General features: G+C 69.1%; 17 protein-coding genes and 2 pseudogenes. 9 read left to right on the top strand and 10 right to left on the bottom strand.

All coding sequences use genetic code 11. The features are described 5' to 3' along the window. Positions 1-649: pseudogene (locus tag ACWBNA_RS09275) on the top strand (hypothetical protein); the annotation flags it as partial. 145 nt (positions 650-794) lie between these two features. Here ACWBNA_RS09275 and ACWBNA_RS09270 read toward each other — a convergent pair. The 4 genes and pseudogenes from ACWBNA_RS09270 to ACWBNA_RS09255 all read right to left on the bottom strand — a co-directional run bounded on the left by ACWBNA_RS09270 (position 795) and on the right by ACWBNA_RS09255 (position 4,721). After that, positions 795-1,163, bottom strand: a complete 369-nt coding sequence (locus tag ACWBNA_RS09270; protein WP_482703755.1) for a cupin domain-containing protein — start codon at positions 1,161-1,163, stop codon at positions 795-797. A 117-nt stretch (positions 1,164-1,280) separates the two neighbouring features. After that, positions 1,281-1,421, bottom strand: a pseudogene (locus ACWBNA_RS09265) (nuclear transport factor 2 family protein); the annotation flags it as partial. Between the two features lie 467 nt (positions 1,422-1,888). Further along, positions 1,889-3,301 (bottom strand): dihydrolipoyl dehydrogenase, encoded by a 1,413-nt coding sequence (gene lpdA / locus ACWBNA_RS09260; RefSeq protein ID WP_482703754.1) that lies wholly within the window; start codon positions 3,299-3,301, stop codon positions 1,889-1,891. 241 nt (positions 3,302-3,542) lie between these two features. Next, positions 3,543-4,721, bottom strand: a complete 1,179-nt coding sequence (locus tag ACWBNA_RS09255; RefSeq protein ID WP_482703753.1) for a saccharopine dehydrogenase NADP-binding domain-containing protein — start codon at positions 4,719-4,721, stop codon at positions 3,543-3,545. 96 nt (positions 4,722-4,817) lie between these two features. Between ACWBNA_RS09255 and ACWBNA_RS09250 the strand changes: the two genes are divergently transcribed. Then, on the top strand, positions 4,818-5,450 hold the full coding sequence (locus ACWBNA_RS09250) for a TetR/AcrR family transcriptional regulator (RefSeq protein ID WP_482703752.1): 633 nt from the start codon (positions 4,818-4,820) through the stop codon (positions 5,448-5,450). A 128-nt stretch (positions 5,451-5,578) separates the two neighbouring features. Here ACWBNA_RS09250 and ACWBNA_RS09245 read toward each other — a convergent pair whose 3' ends face one another. The 3 genes from ACWBNA_RS09245 to ACWBNA_RS09235 form a co-directional block, all read right to left on the bottom strand. Beyond that, positions 5,579-6,637 carry an LLM class flavin-dependent oxidoreductase gene (locus tag ACWBNA_RS09245; RefSeq protein WP_482703751.1) on the bottom strand — a complete coding sequence of 353 codons (1,059 nt, stop codon included), beginning with the start codon at positions 6,635-6,637 and terminating at the stop codon, positions 5,579-5,581. Further along, the gene (locus ACWBNA_RS09240) at positions 6,637-7,170 is read right to left on the bottom strand and encodes an SRPBCC family protein (RefSeq protein WP_482703750.1); all 534 of its coding nucleotides are present in this window, start codon (positions 7,168-7,170) and stop codon (positions 6,637-6,639) included. Before ACWBNA_RS09240 ends, ACWBNA_RS09245 begins: the two co-directional genes overlap by 1 nt. A gap of 110 nt (positions 7,171-7,280) precedes the next feature. Continuing rightward, positions 7,281-7,778: a winged helix-turn-helix transcriptional regulator gene (locus ACWBNA_RS09235; RefSeq protein WP_482703749.1), complete on the bottom strand. Its 498-nt coding sequence runs from the start codon at positions 7,776-7,778 to the stop codon at positions 7,281-7,283. A 106-nt stretch (positions 7,779-7,884) separates the two neighbouring features. Between ACWBNA_RS09235 and ACWBNA_RS09230 the strand changes: the two genes are divergently transcribed. Next, a complete protein-coding gene (locus tag ACWBNA_RS09230) occupies positions 7,885-8,781 on the top strand; it encodes a short-chain dehydrogenase/reductase (RefSeq protein WP_482703748.1) in 897 nt (298 codons plus the stop codon). Between the two features lie 34 nt (positions 8,782-8,815). Here ACWBNA_RS09230 and ACWBNA_RS09225 read toward each other — a convergent pair whose 3' ends face one another. Then, positions 8,816-9,499, bottom strand: coding sequence for a TetR/AcrR family transcriptional regulator (locus ACWBNA_RS09225; RefSeq protein WP_482703747.1), 684 nt, complete (start codon positions 9,497-9,499; stop codon positions 8,816-8,818). Positions 9,500-9,781: 282 nt separating this feature from the next. Here ACWBNA_RS09225 and ACWBNA_RS09220 point away from each other — a divergent pair, with 282 nt between their 5' ends. The 4 genes from ACWBNA_RS09220 (at position 9,782) to ACWBNA_RS09205 (ending at position 13,677) form a co-directional block, all read left to right on the top strand. Continuing rightward, the gene (locus ACWBNA_RS09220) at positions 9,782-10,756 is read left to right on the top strand and encodes an enoyl-CoA hydratase/isomerase family protein (RefSeq protein WP_482703746.1); all 975 of its coding nucleotides are present in this window, start codon (positions 9,782-9,784) and stop codon (positions 10,754-10,756) included. Positions 10,757-10,763: 7 nt separating this feature from the next. Beyond that, the gene (locus tag ACWBNA_RS09215) at positions 10,764-11,687 is read left to right on the top strand and encodes an alpha/beta hydrolase (RefSeq protein ID WP_482703745.1); all 924 of its coding nucleotides are present in this window, start codon (positions 10,764-10,766) and stop codon (positions 11,685-11,687) included. Positions 11,688-11,722: 35 nt separating this feature from the next. Next, positions 11,723-13,195 (top strand): class I adenylate-forming enzyme family protein, encoded by a 1,473-nt coding sequence (locus tag ACWBNA_RS09210; protein ID WP_482703744.1) that lies wholly within the window; start codon positions 11,723-11,725, stop codon positions 13,193-13,195. A 113-nt stretch (positions 13,196-13,308) separates the two neighbouring features. Beyond that, positions 13,309-13,677: a winged helix-turn-helix transcriptional regulator gene (locus ACWBNA_RS09205; RefSeq protein WP_482703743.1), complete on the top strand. Its 369-nt coding sequence runs from the start codon at positions 13,309-13,311 to the stop codon at positions 13,675-13,677. Between the two features lie 479 nt (positions 13,678-14,156). On the opposite strand, the gene ACWBNA_RS09200 is transcribed toward ACWBNA_RS09205, so the two are convergent. Continuing rightward, positions 14,157-14,489, bottom strand: a complete 333-nt coding sequence (locus tag ACWBNA_RS09200; protein ID WP_482703741.1) for an ArsR/SmtB family transcription factor — start codon at positions 14,487-14,489, stop codon at positions 14,157-14,159. Positions 14,490-14,619: 130 nt separating this feature from the next. Next, the gene (locus ACWBNA_RS09195) at positions 14,620-15,516 is read right to left on the bottom strand and encodes a TIGR03620 family F420-dependent LLM class oxidoreductase (protein ID WP_482703740.1); all 897 of its coding nucleotides are present in this window, start codon (positions 15,514-15,516) and stop codon (positions 14,620-14,622) included. 108 nt (positions 15,517-15,624) lie between these two features. Here ACWBNA_RS09195 and ACWBNA_RS09190 point away from each other — a divergent pair, with 108 nt between their 5' ends. Next, positions 15,625-15,897 carry a hypothetical protein gene (locus ACWBNA_RS09190; protein WP_482703739.1) on the top strand — a complete coding sequence of 91 codons (273 nt, stop codon included), beginning with the start codon at positions 15,625-15,627 and terminating at the stop codon, positions 15,895-15,897. Positions 15,898-16,082: 185 nt separating this feature from the next. Next, positions 16,083-16,781 (top strand): SDR family oxidoreductase, encoded by a 699-nt coding sequence (locus ACWBNA_RS09185; RefSeq protein WP_482703738.1) that lies wholly within the window; start codon positions 16,083-16,085, stop codon positions 16,779-16,781. The last annotated feature ends 109 nt before the right edge of the window (positions 16,782-16,890 follow it).

Here is a 16,890-nt window from a genome sequence, read left to right as displayed (position 1 = left end):
CCACCTCGGCCCCGGCACCCCACGCGTCCTGGGCGCCCACATGCTGGAGGTCTGCCCCTCCATCGCCGCCGCCCGCCCCAGCTGCGAGATCCACCCCCTGTCCATCGGCGGCCGTGAGGACCCCGTCCGCACGGCGGCCGTGAGGACCCCGTCCGCCTCGTCTTCAACGCCGCCGAAGGACCCGCCGTCGTCGTCGGCCTCTCCGACCTCGGCGACCGCTTCCGCCTCACCGCCAACACCGTCGACGTGATCGTCCCCAGCGAGCCCCTGCGCCGCCTGCCCGTCGCCCGCGCCGTCTGGAAGCCGCGTCCCTCTCTCGCCGAGTCCGCCGAGAGCTGGCTTCTCGCGGGCGCCCCGCACCACACCGTGCTCAGTTCGGCGGTCGACATCGAGACCCTGACCGACTACGCCGCGATGACCGGCGTCGAGTNCGCGTCCCTCTCTCGCCGAGTCCGCCGAGAGCTGGCTTCTCGCGGGCGCCCCGCACCACACCGTGCTCAGTTCGGCGGTCGACATCGAGACCCTGACCGACTACGCCGCGATGACCGGCGTCGAGTTGCTCACCATCGACGAGAACACCAGCATCGAGCAGTTCGCCAAGGAAGTCCGCTGGAACGCCGCCTACCACCGCCTCGCCCAGGCCCTGTGAAGCTCATGCGACAGATCCGAGGCGACCTCCACGTGACGAACGCTGTCCGTCCCGCCGGGACGGTTCCGGCCGACCACATACGGTCGGCCGGAGCCTTCGTCCAAACCGGCGATGACCAGCATGGGAGAAAACCCGGGCCCGTTCCCTATTCCCGCGTCACCGCATAACCGGATATCGAGGGCCATCGAACCGTCAGCAATACGGATTCCTCTTCCGCGAACCACGAGTGATCGACACCGCGACCCCAGACAACGTAATCCCCCTGCTGTTCCAGAAGAACGCTGCGTCCCGGGAAATCCACGCGAAACCTGCCACTGATGAGCACCAAGAGGGCAGTTCGCGCTTCACCTCTCACCCACTCCAGCCGCTGGTCACCGCGTGGATGAACGCCCCATTTAACCTCCACCGCGCCGGTGTGACGAGGATCGTCGACGTCCTTGAAATGGCCAAGAATCCATCCGCGATCCAACGGCGCGTCCTTGCCCGCATTTCCCACATATATACTGCCATCCATAACGCGAACTATATCAGCAGCACTAAAACTGGACGCTCCTCAATCCTTATGGTGACAGCAAACCCGCGATGCTCCCCGGAGAGAATTTTCCGGGGGAGCGCCGCAGCTGCGGCGGTCTCAGCGCGCCGACGGATGCCGGAACATCGTGTTGTCGTTGGCCGAGGCCTCCGGCATGTCCTGCACGACATCCCAGTGCTCGACGATCCTCCCGTCCCGCACCCGGAAGAGGTCCACGACGGCCTGGCCCCGCGTGCCCGGTGTGGCGCGGGGAAACCATGGGCACTTGACCGAGGCCAGCAGGGTGGCGGTGTTCCTCGTGCGTCCAGAGTGGCTGCCACCGCGACGCACCACCATGGCACGAATGCCAACTTCCGACGGGATCACGCCATGGCACCCGCACGGTGCGCGGTCCAGCGCGGGGCGATATTCCATTGGCGGTTCCGCTGAGCTCCGCCGGCACACCGACCAGGCCCGCACCGACTGGACGCGTGCCTGGACCCGACCCGCGCCGCCGGCGTCTCACCGCGACCGTCTCAATGGTCCGGCGCGACGACAACGTCCCTACGTCGCCGGCGTGTTGCCCGAAGCCCCACCCGGCCATCCGGCGAGGGCTGAACTCCCGCTCCCCCGGCGCCCCTGACAACGGCTCAGGGCCCCTTGGCAGCTCGAATCGCGAAACGATCCGAGCACCAACGGGCCCTGTTGCCGTCGAGCCGAGCGCCCCGCTACATGTTGATCATGTGGCCCGCGAGGCCGTGGACGGCTTCCTTGACCGCTTCGCCCAGGGTGGGGTGGGCGTGGACGTTGCGGGCGACCTCGTGGACCGTGAGGTCCCACTGCTGGGCCAGGGTCAGTTCGGGGAGGAGTTCGGTGACGTCGGGGCCGATGAGGTGGCCGCCGAGGAGCTCGCCGTACTTGGCGTCGCTGATCAGCTTCACGAAGCCGCTCGCGTCGCCCAGGCCGTGGGCCTTGGCGTTCGCGGTGAACGGGAACTTCGCCACCTGGACGTCGAACCCCTTCTCCCTCGCCTGCGCCTCGGTGTAGCCGAAACTGGCGATCTGCGGCTGGCAGAAGGTGGCCCGCGGGATCATCACGTAGTCCAGCTCCATGGTCTCCGCGTCCGCGATCGTCTCGGCGGCGACCACGCCCATGGCCTCGGCGGCGTGCGCGAGCATCAGCTTCGCGGTGACGTCCCCGATGGCGTAGATGTGCGGGACGGAGGTGCGGCAACGCCCGTCGACGTCGATCGCGCCGCGCTCGGTGACGCGTACGCCGGTGTTCTCCAGGCCGTAGCCGGTGACGTTCGGCGCGAAGCCGATCGCCTGCAGGACCTTGTCGGCCTCCAGGACCTGCTGGGCACCGTCCTTGCCGGTGACCGTGACGCGGACCTGCGGGCCGGACTCGTCGATCGACTCGACACGGGTGGAGGTGAGGACGTCGATGCCCAACTTCCTATACTGCTTGGCCAGTTCGGCGGAGACCTCGACGTCCTCCAGCGGGGCGATCCGGTCCAGGAACTCGACGACGGTGACCTTCACGCCGTAGTTGTGCAGCACGTAGGCGAACTCGACGCCGATGGCCCCGGCGCCGGCGATCACGATCGACTGCGGCAGGTCCTCGGCGAGGATCTGCTCCTCGTACGTCACGACGCGGGAGGTCCGGCGGGTGCCGGGAAGGAGCTTCGGCGTCGCGCCGGCGGCGATGATGCAGTGATCGAAGCCGATGGTGCGGGTGTTGCCGTCGTAGTCGGCCACCTGGAGCGTGTGCGGGTCGACGAACGTGCCGCGACCGCTGATCTCCGTGATCTTGTTCTTCTTCATCAGGTAGTGGACGCCCTTGACCCGGCCGTCCGCGACCTTCCGGCTGCGGCGGAAGGCCTCCCCGTAGTCGAAGGAGACCTCGCCCTCGACCTTGATGCCGAAGGTCTTCGCCTCACGCGTGAAGATGTGCGCAAGCTCGGCGTTGCGCAGCAGGGCCTTGGTGGGGATACAGCCCACGTTCAGGCAGACGCCGCCCCAGTACTTCTCCTCGACGACCGCGACACGTTTGCCCAGTTGGGCGGCCCTGATGGCGGCTACGTATCCGCCGGGGCCGGCGCCGAGTACGACGACGTCGAAGCGCTCACCCTGCTCGTCCATGGACGGCTTCCTTTCCACTGGGGCGGCCGGCTCCCGCGAGGGGCCGACTCGCTCCCGATCGAACAACCTGTTCATCAACTCAACAGCGGCGGCTTCCGCCACCACCCGCCGCAGAAAAACCGGTAGAGGACGCATGTCGGGCATCGCGACCACCACGCGACGACATGTCCCACCACCTCTGCAGCGGCCTCCGTTCGTTCGCTTCAGCGCCTCGACGCCGTGATCTATGCCCGCCCAGCCATCATCGACGGCGGGCCGACGCCCCGTCGACTTCGTGTACTCCGGCCTCGGCGGCACCGAGCCCGAGGGTGTCGAGGCCGAAGGCGGCGACCGGGCCGTGTGCACCGGGCTTGAGGACGGCATCCGGCTGTGCCGCGTGGGCGGCGCCCCACGCCAGAAGGGATCCCGTCATCTCGTACGGGTCGGGTCCAGTGAGGGCGGTCGTGGCCAGGGGCCGGCCTTGGCCGTCGCGGGCGACGGCGATCACCAGTGAACGGCCATCCCGGTCCGGCTCGCGCTGCGATCCCGGGAGCCGATCGGACCACCCCGCCAGAGCGGCCCGCACCTTCGCCGAACGCAGCAAGGGTGCCTGGAGCATGGCGGCGATCTGCACCGGCCGCGTCCATCGTCCGAGCCACCCCAGGCCCACCTCGACGCTCTCCAGCTGAGGGAAGACCTCCGGCAGTCCGAGATGCTCCGTGCCCGGAACGGTCATGGCCGTACGTCTCACACCGCCGTAGTAGAAGGTGCGCACCCGCTTCGCGGCGCGCTCGTCGACCACACGGGCTAAAGCCCAGGGGCGTGGGCTGCGGTAGGCGAACCCGTCCTCGGCCGCCGCACTGACCAGCGTCTGACGTGTTCCTCCCGTGGTCAGGGTGTACGCGTCGCGCAGGGTGCTCCGGTAGAGCAGCTCGTCGCCGCGTCCGGAACGGGTGATGAAGTAGCCGGTCTCCACATGGCGTGCCCGCTCGCCCGCCCGCGTCAGGGCGAGCGCGCCGGCGAGGTTGCCCGGCACGTAGTCGTAGCCGAACGCGGGCACGAGGGTCGCTCCCCGGACGGCCGCGACGGAGTCCAGCTCAAGGAGGACGCGGCGGGCGAAGGTTCCCTCCCCCGTCGAGTCGAAGTAGTGTGCCCCCGCCCGCGCGGCAGCCGTGACAGTGGCCATTCCGAGCCGCATGAACGGCCCGACCGTGGAGACGACGACATCGCTGGGCTCCAGGAGGCGCGTGAGGTCGGCCTGCGAGGTGACGTCGAGCTCGGCCATCGGCAGTTCCACCTCGAAGCGGTCGGCCAAGGTCAGCATCCTGGTCCGGCTCCGCCCGGCCAGGGTCGGCTTCTCCCCTCGTACGAGCAGTTCCCGGAGCACACGCTGCCCGGTGTACCCCGTCGCACCCAGCAACACGATCCTGCGCTTTTCCACGGCTCCGCCTGCCTTCCGGAGGGCACTCTCAGGACGATCGGTCGACTGACCGTGAGTCATTCATTGACCCAGGGTCATTGAATATACGATGGTCGCATGCGAGGGCCAAACCGACGACAGATGTATGCGGAGCAGACCCGGGCGGACCTGGTGGCGGCCGCACGGAAGCTGTTCGTGGACAACGGGTTCGCGGACACGTCGGTCGAGGCCATCACCGGGGCGGCGCTGGTGAGCAAGGGCACCTTCTACCACCACTTCCCGGACAAGAAGGCGATGTTCGCCGAGCTCTACACGGAGCTGATTCAGCAGGTCGGCGTCCTGGCGGACGTGACGTCCGGGGCGATCCGTGCGACAGGGGACCAGTTCGCCATGGCCGCGGTCGCCAACCTCACGCACACCTTCCTGCGGCGAACCATCGACGACCCCCTGCACCGGGAGCTGATGGCCCAGGCGCCGTCGGTGCTGGGAGCGCAGTACCGGCACATCAACGACACCGTCGCCCAGCCGACGATCGAACGGCTGCTGACCGCTGTGGCCGAACGCGGTGAACTGAAACCGGACGTTCCCGTCGAGACGGTCGCCCGGCTGCTGCTGGCCGGCCTGTGCGAGGGCAACCAGATCATCGCCGCCGCGGCGGACCGTGAGGACGCCCTGAACAGGACGTTCCATGCGATCACGCTGCTGATGTCCGGCCTGGCGGCCGACGGCATCAGCGCCCGGTCGACCTGAACCGGGGCCTGCGGGACGGCGACAGGCGCATGACGGTCCGCCTCGGCCCCCGCCGCCTGTCGCTACCGTGCCGCCTCGACCCCCGCCGCCTGTCGCTACCGTGCCGCCTCGTCCGCCATCGTCTCTCGCTACCGTGCCGCCTCGTCCTCGATGTCGCGGACCAGCTCGATGGCCCGGCCCAGGGTGGCGAGTCGGGCGTCGAGGGTCTCACCGGCGGGGTAGAAGCGAACGGTGTCGACTCCGACGTCGCGCCACACGCGCAGCCGCTCGCGCACCATGTCCTCGGTTCCGATCAGCGTGGTCGCCAGCACCATCTCGTCGGTGACCAGGCCGGCCGCGCCGTCCCGGTCCCCTGCCTGCCAGCGCGTCCGGACCTCGGCCGCCACCTCGGCCCAACCCTGACGGCTGTAGGCCTTGTTGTAGAAGTTCGTGGTCGCGGAGCCCATGCCGCCGAGGCTGAAGGCCAGTTCCTTCTTCCGTCCGGCCACCATGGCACGCAGCGCGTCCTCGTCGTCCGCGAAGGCGACCTCGGCGCCCTGGCAGATGGTCAGATCGGATCGCTTGCGACCAGCAGCGGCCAGCCCTTGGTCCAGATGGTCGAAGTACGCCTCCTTGGCGCCCTCCGGAACGAAGCTGGTGCCCAGCCAACCGTCGGCGATCTCGCCGGTCAGGTGCAGCATCTTCGGCGAAAGCGTCGCCAGGTATACGGGGATGTCGTGCTCGGCGCGCATCGACAGCCGCATCGGTTTCGCCTCGCCCGGCAGCGGGATCTGGAACTCCCGCCCCGCGTAGGAGACCTTCTCCCCGGTCGCGGCCTGCCGCACGATCTCGACGGTCTCGCGCATCCGCGACAGCGGCCGGTCGAAGGGGACGCCGTGCAGCCCTTCGATCACCTGCGGTCCGGAGGGGCCGAGCCCCAGGAGGAAGCGCCCCTGGGAGATCTGGGACAGCGTGATGGCGGCGCGGGCGATGGCCATCGGCGTGCGCGTGCCGAGCTGGATGATTCCGGAGCCGAGCAGCATGCGCTCGGTCTTCGCGGCGAGGTAGCCCAAGGGTGACGGCGCCTCGGAACCCCAGGCCTCCGCGACCCAGCAGATGTCCAGGCCGAGTTTCTCCGCCTCGGTGACGTAGTCGACGATCTCGCTCCAGTCACCCCCGGAGGCTTCGATCGTGGTGGACGTACGCATCAGAGACTCGCCTCTCCTGGGCGCTGGGCACTCTCGGCCAGCTTCTTGATCGCTTCGAGGGTGGTGGTCATGTTGGCCTCGAACTCCCGCATGCGCACGAAGACGATCTTCTGCTCCTTCTCCGGCATGCGATCGATGGCGAAGGAGAGACCAGAGCGGGCCGGCCCCATCTGCATCCACTGCCGCAGCAGTGTGCCGCCGCCCTCCGGCTTCAGGGTGAACCGCCACAGGGCCGTGGGGTGTTGCGGATCCTCGACCGCCCAGGCGAACACGCTCGGCGGCTTGTGCTCGACGATGTGGGACGTGGTGGCCCACTCCCCCAACGCTTCGTGCTTGCTCCGGCCGACGAACCGGGCTCCTTGAGCAGGGCCGCTCCTGCCGTCCAGCCATTCCACCGACTGCAACTCGGGACTCATGCGCGGCATCAGCTCGATGTCGGACACCAGCGCCCATACTTGTGCCGGCGTGGCGGCGATCCAGGTGTGGACCTCGGCCGTCGGCCTGTCCGCATAGCGCGCGCCCGTCCACTCCATGATCCCGCAGCCTCCCTGCCCGTCAACGTGCCCACATGAGCATCTGACCAGTAAAGTTGCGTAGATAGACTTACTTGTCAAGGTGGCATGACGGCCACAGGGGTACCGATTCAGCCCTCGAATCGCTCTCGCACATCCGGCCGTTCGGCCAATTGCGGTGGATAGCCGGGGCCCATCCGGGGGCGGGTGTTGTCCGCGGTCATGGGCTCGCCGCAGGCGGCGCACACCACCTCGGCATGAGTCTGCTGCCCGCACACCTCGTGACGCATCGCCACCGGCGGGCCCGCTTCACCGGCCAGCCAGCGGTCTCCCCACCGGTTCATGACCAGCAGCACGCCGAAGAAGTCGCGCCCCTTCTCGGTGAGCACGTAGTCGTAGCGGACCGGCTCCGTCTGGTACGGCCGCTTCTCCAGCAGCCCCTCCTCCACCAGCCGGCGCAGCCGGTCCGCCAGAGTGTTACGGGCGATCCCCAGCGACTCCTGGAACGCGTCGAACCGCCGGATCCCGTAGAACGCCTCGCGCAGCACCAACGGCGTCCACCAGTCCCCGAGCAGGTCCATGGTCCGCGCGATGGAGCAGGGCCACTGCGCAAAGGATGTCCGTCTCATGACGGCCAGCATAGGTTCGTCCAGTCGTGAGACCCAGCAGGTAAACCGAGCAGGGGCCGGTGCGCGGTCTCTTGTGTTCCATCAATAACGAAGTTATGTTGCCGCCATGAAACGTGACGTGCAGGGCAGAAGGCTGGTTGTCACCGGAGCGGCACGCGGCATCGGCGAGAAGGTGGCCCGACTGGCCGCCGCCCGAGGGGCTCGCGTGACCGTGATCGGACTGGAACCCGATCGGTTGCGCGACCTCGCCGAGGACCTCGGCCCCGCCGTGTCGTGGCATGAGGCCGACGTGCGCGACGGCGCCGCCCTACGGTCGGCGATCGATGCGGCGGCGGAGGAGATGGGCGGCATCGACCTCGTCGTCGCCAATGCCGGCGTGGTGGCGTACGGGACGGTGCGGCAGACGGACGAGGCGTCGTTCGAGCGGGTCATGGACATCAACCTGAACGGCGTGTTCCGCACCCTCAAGTACGCCACACCCCATCTGGAGCGCAGCCGGGGTCACGTGCTGGTCGTGGCGTCCGCGCTGTCGTTCATGCCGCTGGCCGCGATGGCCTCGTACGGCGCGAGCAAGGCGGCGGCAGAGCTTCTCGCCCTGACCTACCGCCAGGAGGTGGCACATCTCGGGGTCACGGTCGGCCTGGTGCACCCCTCCTGGATCGACACGGACCTCGTCCGGGGCGCCCAGGAGGACCTCCCCTCGTTCCAGGACCTGCGCAACCGGCTGCCCTATCCGGGCAACGTCACCACGAGCGCCGACCGGGCGGCCGCCGCGATCGTCGACGGGCTCGCGCGCCGACGCAGCCGCGTGTACGTGCCGCGCGCGGTCGCCGTGGCCAACTGGGCCAAGGGAGCGCTGAATTCACCGCTGGCCTGGCCCTGGGCGCGGCGCTTCGCGGCCCGGGCGGTTCCGTCCCTCGAACGGGAGGTCGCGGCACTGGGAAGGCACGACCAGCTCACACCGGGTGCCGATGCCCCTGCCGCGAAGACCAGGTCGTCGTAGCCGCCCACAGGGCTGCGCCCAACCGCCCGGCCCCTCACTCGCCTCGGGCGATGGAGTCGTACAGGCGCGCGCCGGCCTCGTGCGAGGCCTCGGCACGTTCCCGCGTGTCACCCAACCCGACGGAGAAGTTCACGCCCATCGGCAGGAGCACCTGCGCCACGGCGTCGTCGAACTCGACGAAATGAGCGGCCAGTTCAAGCGTGATGTAACCGTGCACGGAACTCCACAACTGGGCGGCGACGGCTTCGGGTTCCTGCCGGTCGACCCTGCCGGAGCGCACGAGCCGTTCGCACGCCGCGAGCACATGGGCGTGGGCCTCCCGAAAGGCCGGGGAATGTCCACTCAGGCGAAGGTCCGCATCCGACAGAGGCCGGTACGTCGCCCGAGTGGACAGCCCGAACATCAGGTCGTACAGGTGAGGGTTCTCGCGGGCCAGCCGACGGCAGGTCAAGGCCATGGCGAAGAGATCCGCGATCGGGTCCTCCGTCACCGGTACCCGGGCGAACGCTCTGCCGAGTTCCTTGAACCCGTGGTCGGCGACAGCGCCCATCAGCTCGGGGATCCCGCCGAAGTGGCTGTAGACCACCATCGTCGACAGTCCGCTCGCGGAAGCAACCGTGCGCGCTTTCACGGCCGACGGACCCTGCTCGGCCAGCAGACCGATGGCCGCCCGCACAAGCCGTTCCGGTGCGTCATCAAGCCTCGTCCGCCCTGCCATGTCTTGCCCGCCTCCACCGTTGACACGCCTGAAATAACTTGGTTATGTAATTCTTCACGGCAATAGTACACATCGCACATGCCGTGCCGTCTCGGATACACGCGTCCGTCCTCGGACACGCCATCACGCGCTGGTCCAGTCTCCTACCGCCTGTTCCAGTCTCCTGCCGCCGGTGCGGCCACAGCCCGTCGGAGCGAACCCGACCCCAACGCCGCGACACGCATCCGCGGCTGTCCCCCACTCACCTTCCATCCCCATGACCTCAGCACGGGAGCAGAATTCATGCCGTACAAGGACAAGGGCCATCTCGAGATCGAAGATCGCGGGGCCGTCCTGGTCGTCCGGGTCGACGGCGGCCCACACCAGGAGTTCGGCCTCGACATCGCCCATCAGCTGGACAAGCTGGTAACCCGGGCCGACCGCGATCCGGGCATCCGTGCCGTCGTCTTCACCGGCGCGCATCCCGAGCGGTTCGTCAGCCATGCCGCGGTCCGGTGGCTGCAGGAAGAGGGCGCCGCCAGCCCCACGGTCGGCCGACGCGGTGCCGCCGCGGTCGTACGCGCGGCGAAGCACGTGGACCGGTCCCGTGTCCTCGGGGCCATCATGCGCAGGACCCCGATGCGGGGAGCCCTCCAACTGGAACGCCTGCACACGACCTTCCTCCGGATGAACGCCAGCGGCGTCCTCTTCGTCGCCGCCCTCAACGGTTCGGCCCTCGGCCTCGGCGCCGAGTTCGCCTGGGCGTGCGATCTGCGGGTCATGGCCGACGGGGACTACTTCATCGGCCAGCCGGAAATCCTCCTCGGCATCATCCCGGGCGGAGGCGGCACCCAGCGACTGACCCGCCTGATCGGCACCCACCGGTCCTTGGCCGCGATCCTCGAAGGCAAGCCGTTCACGCCCGCGGAGGCTCTCGCCAACGGGGCGGTCGACCAGGTCGTCGCGCAGCACAAGGTGCTCGCACAGGCGGTCGAACTCGCGGAACGCTTCGGCAAGCGGCCGAAGGGGTCGGTGGCGGCCGCCAAGAGGTCGGTGTACTTCGGCGGCTCGATGTCGCTGGAGGACGGCCTGCACGTCGAACGCGCCGAGTTCTTCACCAGAGTCATGTCGAAGGAGGGGCAGGAACTGATGCTCGACTACATGGAGACGACGGACACCACCGGCGAGCTCCCGCTCTACCAGCCGGACACCTACGCGCAGGCGCTCGCCTCGGGCAGTGTGTCCGGGCGTCGCTCGGCGAAGACGAAGCGGCGGTGAGCCGACGATGACCACCGCGCACTCCTTCACCCGTCACGACATCACGTTCCCCTCCGGCGACAGCACCTGCGCCGGATGGCTCTACCTCCCCACGGGCGTCGCCTCCCCGCCCGTCGTCGTCCTCGGGCACGGCCTGGGCGCCACCCGCGAGATGCGCCTGGACGCCTTCGCCGAGCGTTTCGCGCAGGCCGGCATCGCCGCCGTGGCCTTCACCTACCGGCACTTCGGCGACAGCGGCGGCCAGCCGCGTCAGCTTTTGTCGATCAAGCGTCAGCTCGCCGACTGGGACGCCGCGCTCGCCTACGTCAAGGCCCGCCCCGACGTCGACCGCTCCCGTGTCGCGGTCTGGGGCAGCTCCTTCGGCGGTGGGCACGCCATCACCGTCGCCTCACGCCATCCCGAACTGCGCGCGGCCGTGGCCCAGTGCCCGTTCACCGACGGTCTCGCCTCCGCGCTCGCGCTGGGCCCGCTCGCCTCGCTCAGGATGACCCCCGTGCTCGCCCGGGATTTGGCGACGAGGGTCCGTGGCAAGGCACCCGCGATGGTCCCCATCGCCGCCGCCCCCGGTTCTCCGGCCCTCATGAACGCCCCGGACGCCCTGCCCGGATACCAGGCGCTGCAGCCGCCCGGTACGACGTTCCGCAACGAGGTGGCGGCGCGCGTGATCCCGACCATCGCCGCCTACCGGCCCGGGCGTGCGGCGAAGAAGGTCACCATGCCGATCCTCTTCTGCGTCAGCGACACCGACTCGGTCACGCCCCCCGCCCAGACCCTCCGGTACGCCGGCACCGCGCCCCGGGGCGAGATCAAGAGGTACGACGCCGGCCACTTCGACTTCTACACCGGCGACACCTTCGAGCAACTGGTACGCGACCAGATCGAGTTCCTCGCCCGCCAACTGCACCCGGTACCCGCCCCGTCGACTCCCTGACCGGACCGCATCACACCGAGACAGGTACGCCCGCCATGAACTTCGCTTCTCTGCCCGACCGCCGCGCCGAGCTCGACCCCCACGGGGCCGCGGTATCCGACGGGCACCAGTCCCTCACCAACACGCAGCTGCTGAGCCGGGTCCGAACGGCAGCGCGTCAGCTCCAGGACCTCGGCATCGGTGCCGGTGACGTCGTCGCCCTCCAGCTGACGAACCGCGTCGAGTTCGTCGTCCTGCTGTTCGCCGCCTGGCGGCTCGGCGCCACCATCACACCGGTCAACCCGAGCATGACCGACGCCGAAGTGGCTCGACAGCTCAAGGACGCCGGTGCCCGCCTGCTGGTGGTCGAGGACGGTACGGCCGTAACGGCACACGGTGTCGCCGTACTCGCCGTCGGCGAACCGTACGAAGGAACGGTCGAGACTGATCAAGCACCGCTCCTGAACCCGGCAACACTGGCCCTGCTCATCTACACCAGCGGTACGACCGGGGTACCCAAGGGCGTGATGCTCGACCACGCCAACATCGACGCCATGGTGGAGATGGGACGCCAGGCGTTGGAGGTCGGGCCGGCCGACCGGTGCCTGCTGATCCTGCCGCTCTTCCACGTCAACGGCATCGTCGTCAGCGTCCTTCTGCCACTGCTCGTGGGCGCGAGCGTCGTCATCGCGGGCCGATTCGATCCCCGCACCTTCTTCGACCTCGTCGAGCAGGAGCGCCCCAGCTTCTTCAGCGCGGTACCGACGATCTACAGCATGCTCGCGGCGCTCCCGGATCAGGTGCGGCCCGACACGTCGTCGCTGCGGTTCGGAGTCTGCGGCGCCGCGCCCGCCTCCGCCGAGTTGCTGACCCGGTTCGAGGCCCGGTACGGGTTCCCCCTCGTCGAAGGGTACGGCCTGTCCGAAGGAACCTGCGGCTCCACCATCAACCCCGTCGCCGGCCCTCGACGCGCCGGAACCGTGGGACTTCCCTTCCCTGGCCAGGAGATCCGGATCGTCGACGCCGACGGCAGCGAGGTGGCGCTGGGCACGGACGGTGAAGTCGTCGTGCGAGGCCCCAACGTCATGCGGGGCTATCTCGGCCGTCCGGACGAAACGGCCAACGTCATCGTCGACGGCTGGTTGCACACGGGCGATGTGGGCCACCTCGACGCCGAGGGCTATCTGACCCTGGTCGGGCGCTCGAAAGACATGATCATCCGCGGCGGGGAGAACATCTACCCCAAGGAGATCGAGGACGTGCTGGCGGGCGACCCGTCGGTGCTCGAGGCCGCCGTGATCGGCGTACCCGACGAGAAGTGGGGAGAGGTGGTCGTCGCCTACGTCCAGCCGCGACCGGGGTCGCGTGTCGATCCGTCGGCGCTGAAAACCCTCTGCGCGCGCAGCCTTACCGGCTACAAGCGCCCGACCGCGTTCCTCGTGGTGGATGCCATCCCGAAGAACGCGGTCGGCAAGATCGACAAAGCCTCGTTGCGTGCGCGCCACGCCGCCCCCTCTGCCCGGCCTTGACCGAGGTGGGCGGCGACGACTCTCACCGCCGCCCAGCCCCGCCCGGCCGGTGCGCCCGTTCCCGGTGAGGAAGCCGACGTCCGGCGTCGATGTCTCGTCCGTGGACTTCCATCATGGAACGGAAGAGCTTTCAGGACATGAGCTGCCCGATCGCACTGACGCTGGAGCGGGTCGGCGAGTGGTGGAGCATCCTCATCCTGCGCGACGCGACACATGGCATCTCCCGGTCCGACGGGTTCCAGAAAAGCCTGGGCATCTCACCGGACTTCCTCACCCGCCGGCTCGGCGCGCTCGTCGAAGCCGGTCTCCTGGAGCGCCGCCGCTACAGGGAACGCCCCTCGCGGGACGAGTGCGTCCTCACCGAGGCCGGACCCGCGTTCCAGCCTGTACTCACCGCCCTGTACGCCTTCGGCACCCAGCACTTCCCGCCGCGGGCGGCACCGGCCACGATCCCGGCCAGGTCGCACGGACCTGGCGGGTGATGCTCGCCGGCGGGCCGCGAGGCCGTATCCGGCCTGGCCCTCCTGGGCGGCCAACGCGAGGGATTCGGTCCGGCCGCCTGCGCCCCCGCCGCTTGGTGTGCGGTCGACCTACTCGCCTGGGCCCCGTCCCTCTGTCCTGCCGGGCGAACTCACCGATGCCGAGCCCAAGAAGCTCTACTGCCGGACTGCCGGACTGCCGGACTGCTGCCGCCCGCATCACGCCGGGAGGCCCCGCCTCCACCTGCGCATCGCCGCCATCTGGCCACGGCGGCACGGGCCGGCGAATGCTTCTGCGCGCCACGCGTCCCTGTGGGGACCGGCCAACTGACCAGCGGCTTCGTCCTGACCATCCGCTGCACGCGAAGCTGCAGCACCCGACCACGCGCCGGGCCCCGGCCATGCCCACCGGACGCGGAGCAACTGGCCGCCGCGGCCCTCACCTCCAGTCCGGCTCGGTCGGCCCAACCGAAATGGGCAGGCTAAAGCGTCCGCCCCAGCGTGGCGACAAGCTCGGCGATGCGCTGCTCGTCGCGCTTGTAGTGGGTCCACTTGCCCACGCGCGTCGACCGCACCAGGCCTGCTCGCTGCAGTTCCGTCATGTACGCCGAAACGGTCGACTGGGCCAGCCCCGTCTTGGCCTGGAGATGGCTCACGCACACGCCCACCTCGACCGGGTCGGCGATCATGCTTTCCCTTGGGAAGTGGAGTTCGGGTTCCCGCAACCACAGCAGCATCTGCAATCGCATGGGGTTCGACAGCGCCCGCAACGCGTCGACCAGGTCGGGGTCCGGTGTGGTCGCAGTGTCCGCCATGCACCCAGGGTAGAGCCCCTCATCGATGATTCGGAAAATCTCGATACGGGCGACGTCGCACCCTGGCCGGTCTCACCGGACCACAGGTGCCGCGCCCCCTCACGGGCGTGGCACCTGCGCACAAGCCCAGTCAAGCGTTGTCACCCCGGGGCAGGAGCGCCTCACCGAGCAAGCGCCAGTACGGCATCGCGGATTCGCCCGGGGCGATCCCGATCACCTGCACCGTGACGTGGTCGGCGCCGGCCTCGACATGCGCGCGGAGCTTCTCGACGATGGTGTCGAGGTCTCCCCAGAAAACGAGGTCGTCGACGATGCGGTCGCTCGCGCCCGTGATCTCCTCCTCCGAGTAGCCCAGCCGGAGGAACTTGGCACGGTTGTACCGGGAGTTCAGATAGCGGTGCAGGTGTTCGCGCGCGATCGCGCGGGCCTTGCCGGGGTCGGACTCGAACAGCACCGGGTGTTCGACGGCGAGGAAGGCCTCCGGCCCGAGGATCTCCCGCGCCTGCACGGTGTGTGCCACGTTGACGTGGTAGGTCTGGGCGCCCGCAGAACGGTCGCGAGCCAGCTCGAGCATCTTGGGTCCGTAGGCCGCCAGGATGCGGCGCACCGGAGCCCGCGGGGCGGGGTTGGGCGTCGCCGTCTCGTGCGCGTCCATCTCGTCGAGATACGCGGCCATGGCAGCCAGGGGCTTGATCCCCGGCCCGTTCCCGTCGCTGAATCCCAGGCCGAGCACGTGTCGGTCGGGGTAGGCGTCGGCCAGGAGGAGGCCCGCGCCGTAGGCGAACACGGCTCCGCGCGACCAGATCCGCGCGATGCCGTTGATGATGTGCATCCGCTCGGTGCTGGAAAGCAGGTAGCCGGCGAGCGAGACCGCCTCGCGCCCGAGGGTCTCGGGGAACCACAACGCTCGCCATCCCTGCGCCTCGAGTTCCTGAACCGACTCGCGTATCCGCACCGCCGACTGGACTTCGAAGTCGAAGGTGTAGATCCCGAACGTCCCGAGATCCAGGCCATCAATGCTGCCCATCGAACATCTCCCTCATGTAGGTCGTCGAGCACGCCGAGAACAACATATCGAAGTATCGCGGTATGTCGATGCGCAGTTCGCCCGACCGTGCCGCATCACCCCTCCCCCTTGAGCGGGATGGCCTCCCAGTACAACGACGAGAAGGTCGCGGGTCCGCGGAACCTGTGGAACCTGTCGGTGACGCGTTCCGACAGCCTGGCGTTCACGTTCAGCGAAGAGCTGGACCTCCAGCCGGACTTCGTCCGCGAGGTCGGCGGCCGGCTCGCCGGGGGCAAGCTCCGCTACCGCGAAACGGTGAGGGAGGGCCTTGAGGACACCTTGGACGCCTTCCTCGCGCCGATGCGGGGCGAGAACGCCGGAAAGGTGATCGTCAAGCTCTGAGTCCACCTCCGGCGGACCGTGGACGGGGCCTGCCGCGCCGTACGGCAGGCCCCGTTCACGTTGTTCGTGGGCGCGATCGCCGCCCAAGGGCGGACGCACCCTCTCCGCAACGCGCTTGCGCTCACCGACCCTCCCGCTTAGAATTATTATCGTAATTCAATTACCTACTTCACCAGGAACTCCCGATGGACCTCTCCACCAGCACCGCCCTTGTCACCGGAGCCAACCGGGGCTTCGGCCAGGCCCTCGCAGCCGAGCTGATCAGCCGCGGCGCCACCGTCTACGCCGGCGCCCGCAATCCCGACCAGGTCGACCTGCCCGGCGCCAAGCCGATCGCGCTCGACGTCACCGACCCCGCCTCCGTGGCCGCCGCCGCCAAGGCCACCGGCGACGTGACCATCCTGGTCAACAACGCGGGGTCGTCCACCGGCGCCGACCTGCTCACCGCCGACCTGGACGACGTACGCCTGGAAATGGACACCCACTACTTCGGCACCCTCTCGGTGACCCGCGCCTTCGCACCCCAGATCGCGGCCAACGGCGGCGGCGCGATACTGAACGTCCTCTCCGGCCTGTCGTGGGTCAGCTTCCCGGAATTCGGCGCCTACTGCGCCGCCAAGTCCGCCGAGTGGTCGCTCACCAACGCCCTGCGCCTGCAGCTCGCCGACCAGGGCATCCGAGTGGCCGGCCTGCACGTCGGCTACATGGACACCGACATGGTCCGGGCCGTCGACGCGGCCAAGTCCGACCCGGTCGACATCGCGCGGATCGCCGTCGACGGCATCGCCGCCGGCGCCTACGAGATCCTCGCGGACAACGCCTCCCGCCAGGCGCAGGCCGCGCTGGCCGGAGGCGTCTCCGCGCTCTACCCGCAGCTCCCCTGAGGGCCGACCGCCCAGGAACGGGCATCGAGCCCGGTGCATCCCGGTGCTCGCTGTCGCACGCCATGCCGTCGCCCGCCGGCATCCACGTCCACTGATCCACCGCCACGTT

This window comes from Streptomyces sp. Q2 (assembly GCF_056820935.1).
This window is presented reverse-complemented; position numbering and strand designations above follow the sequence as displayed.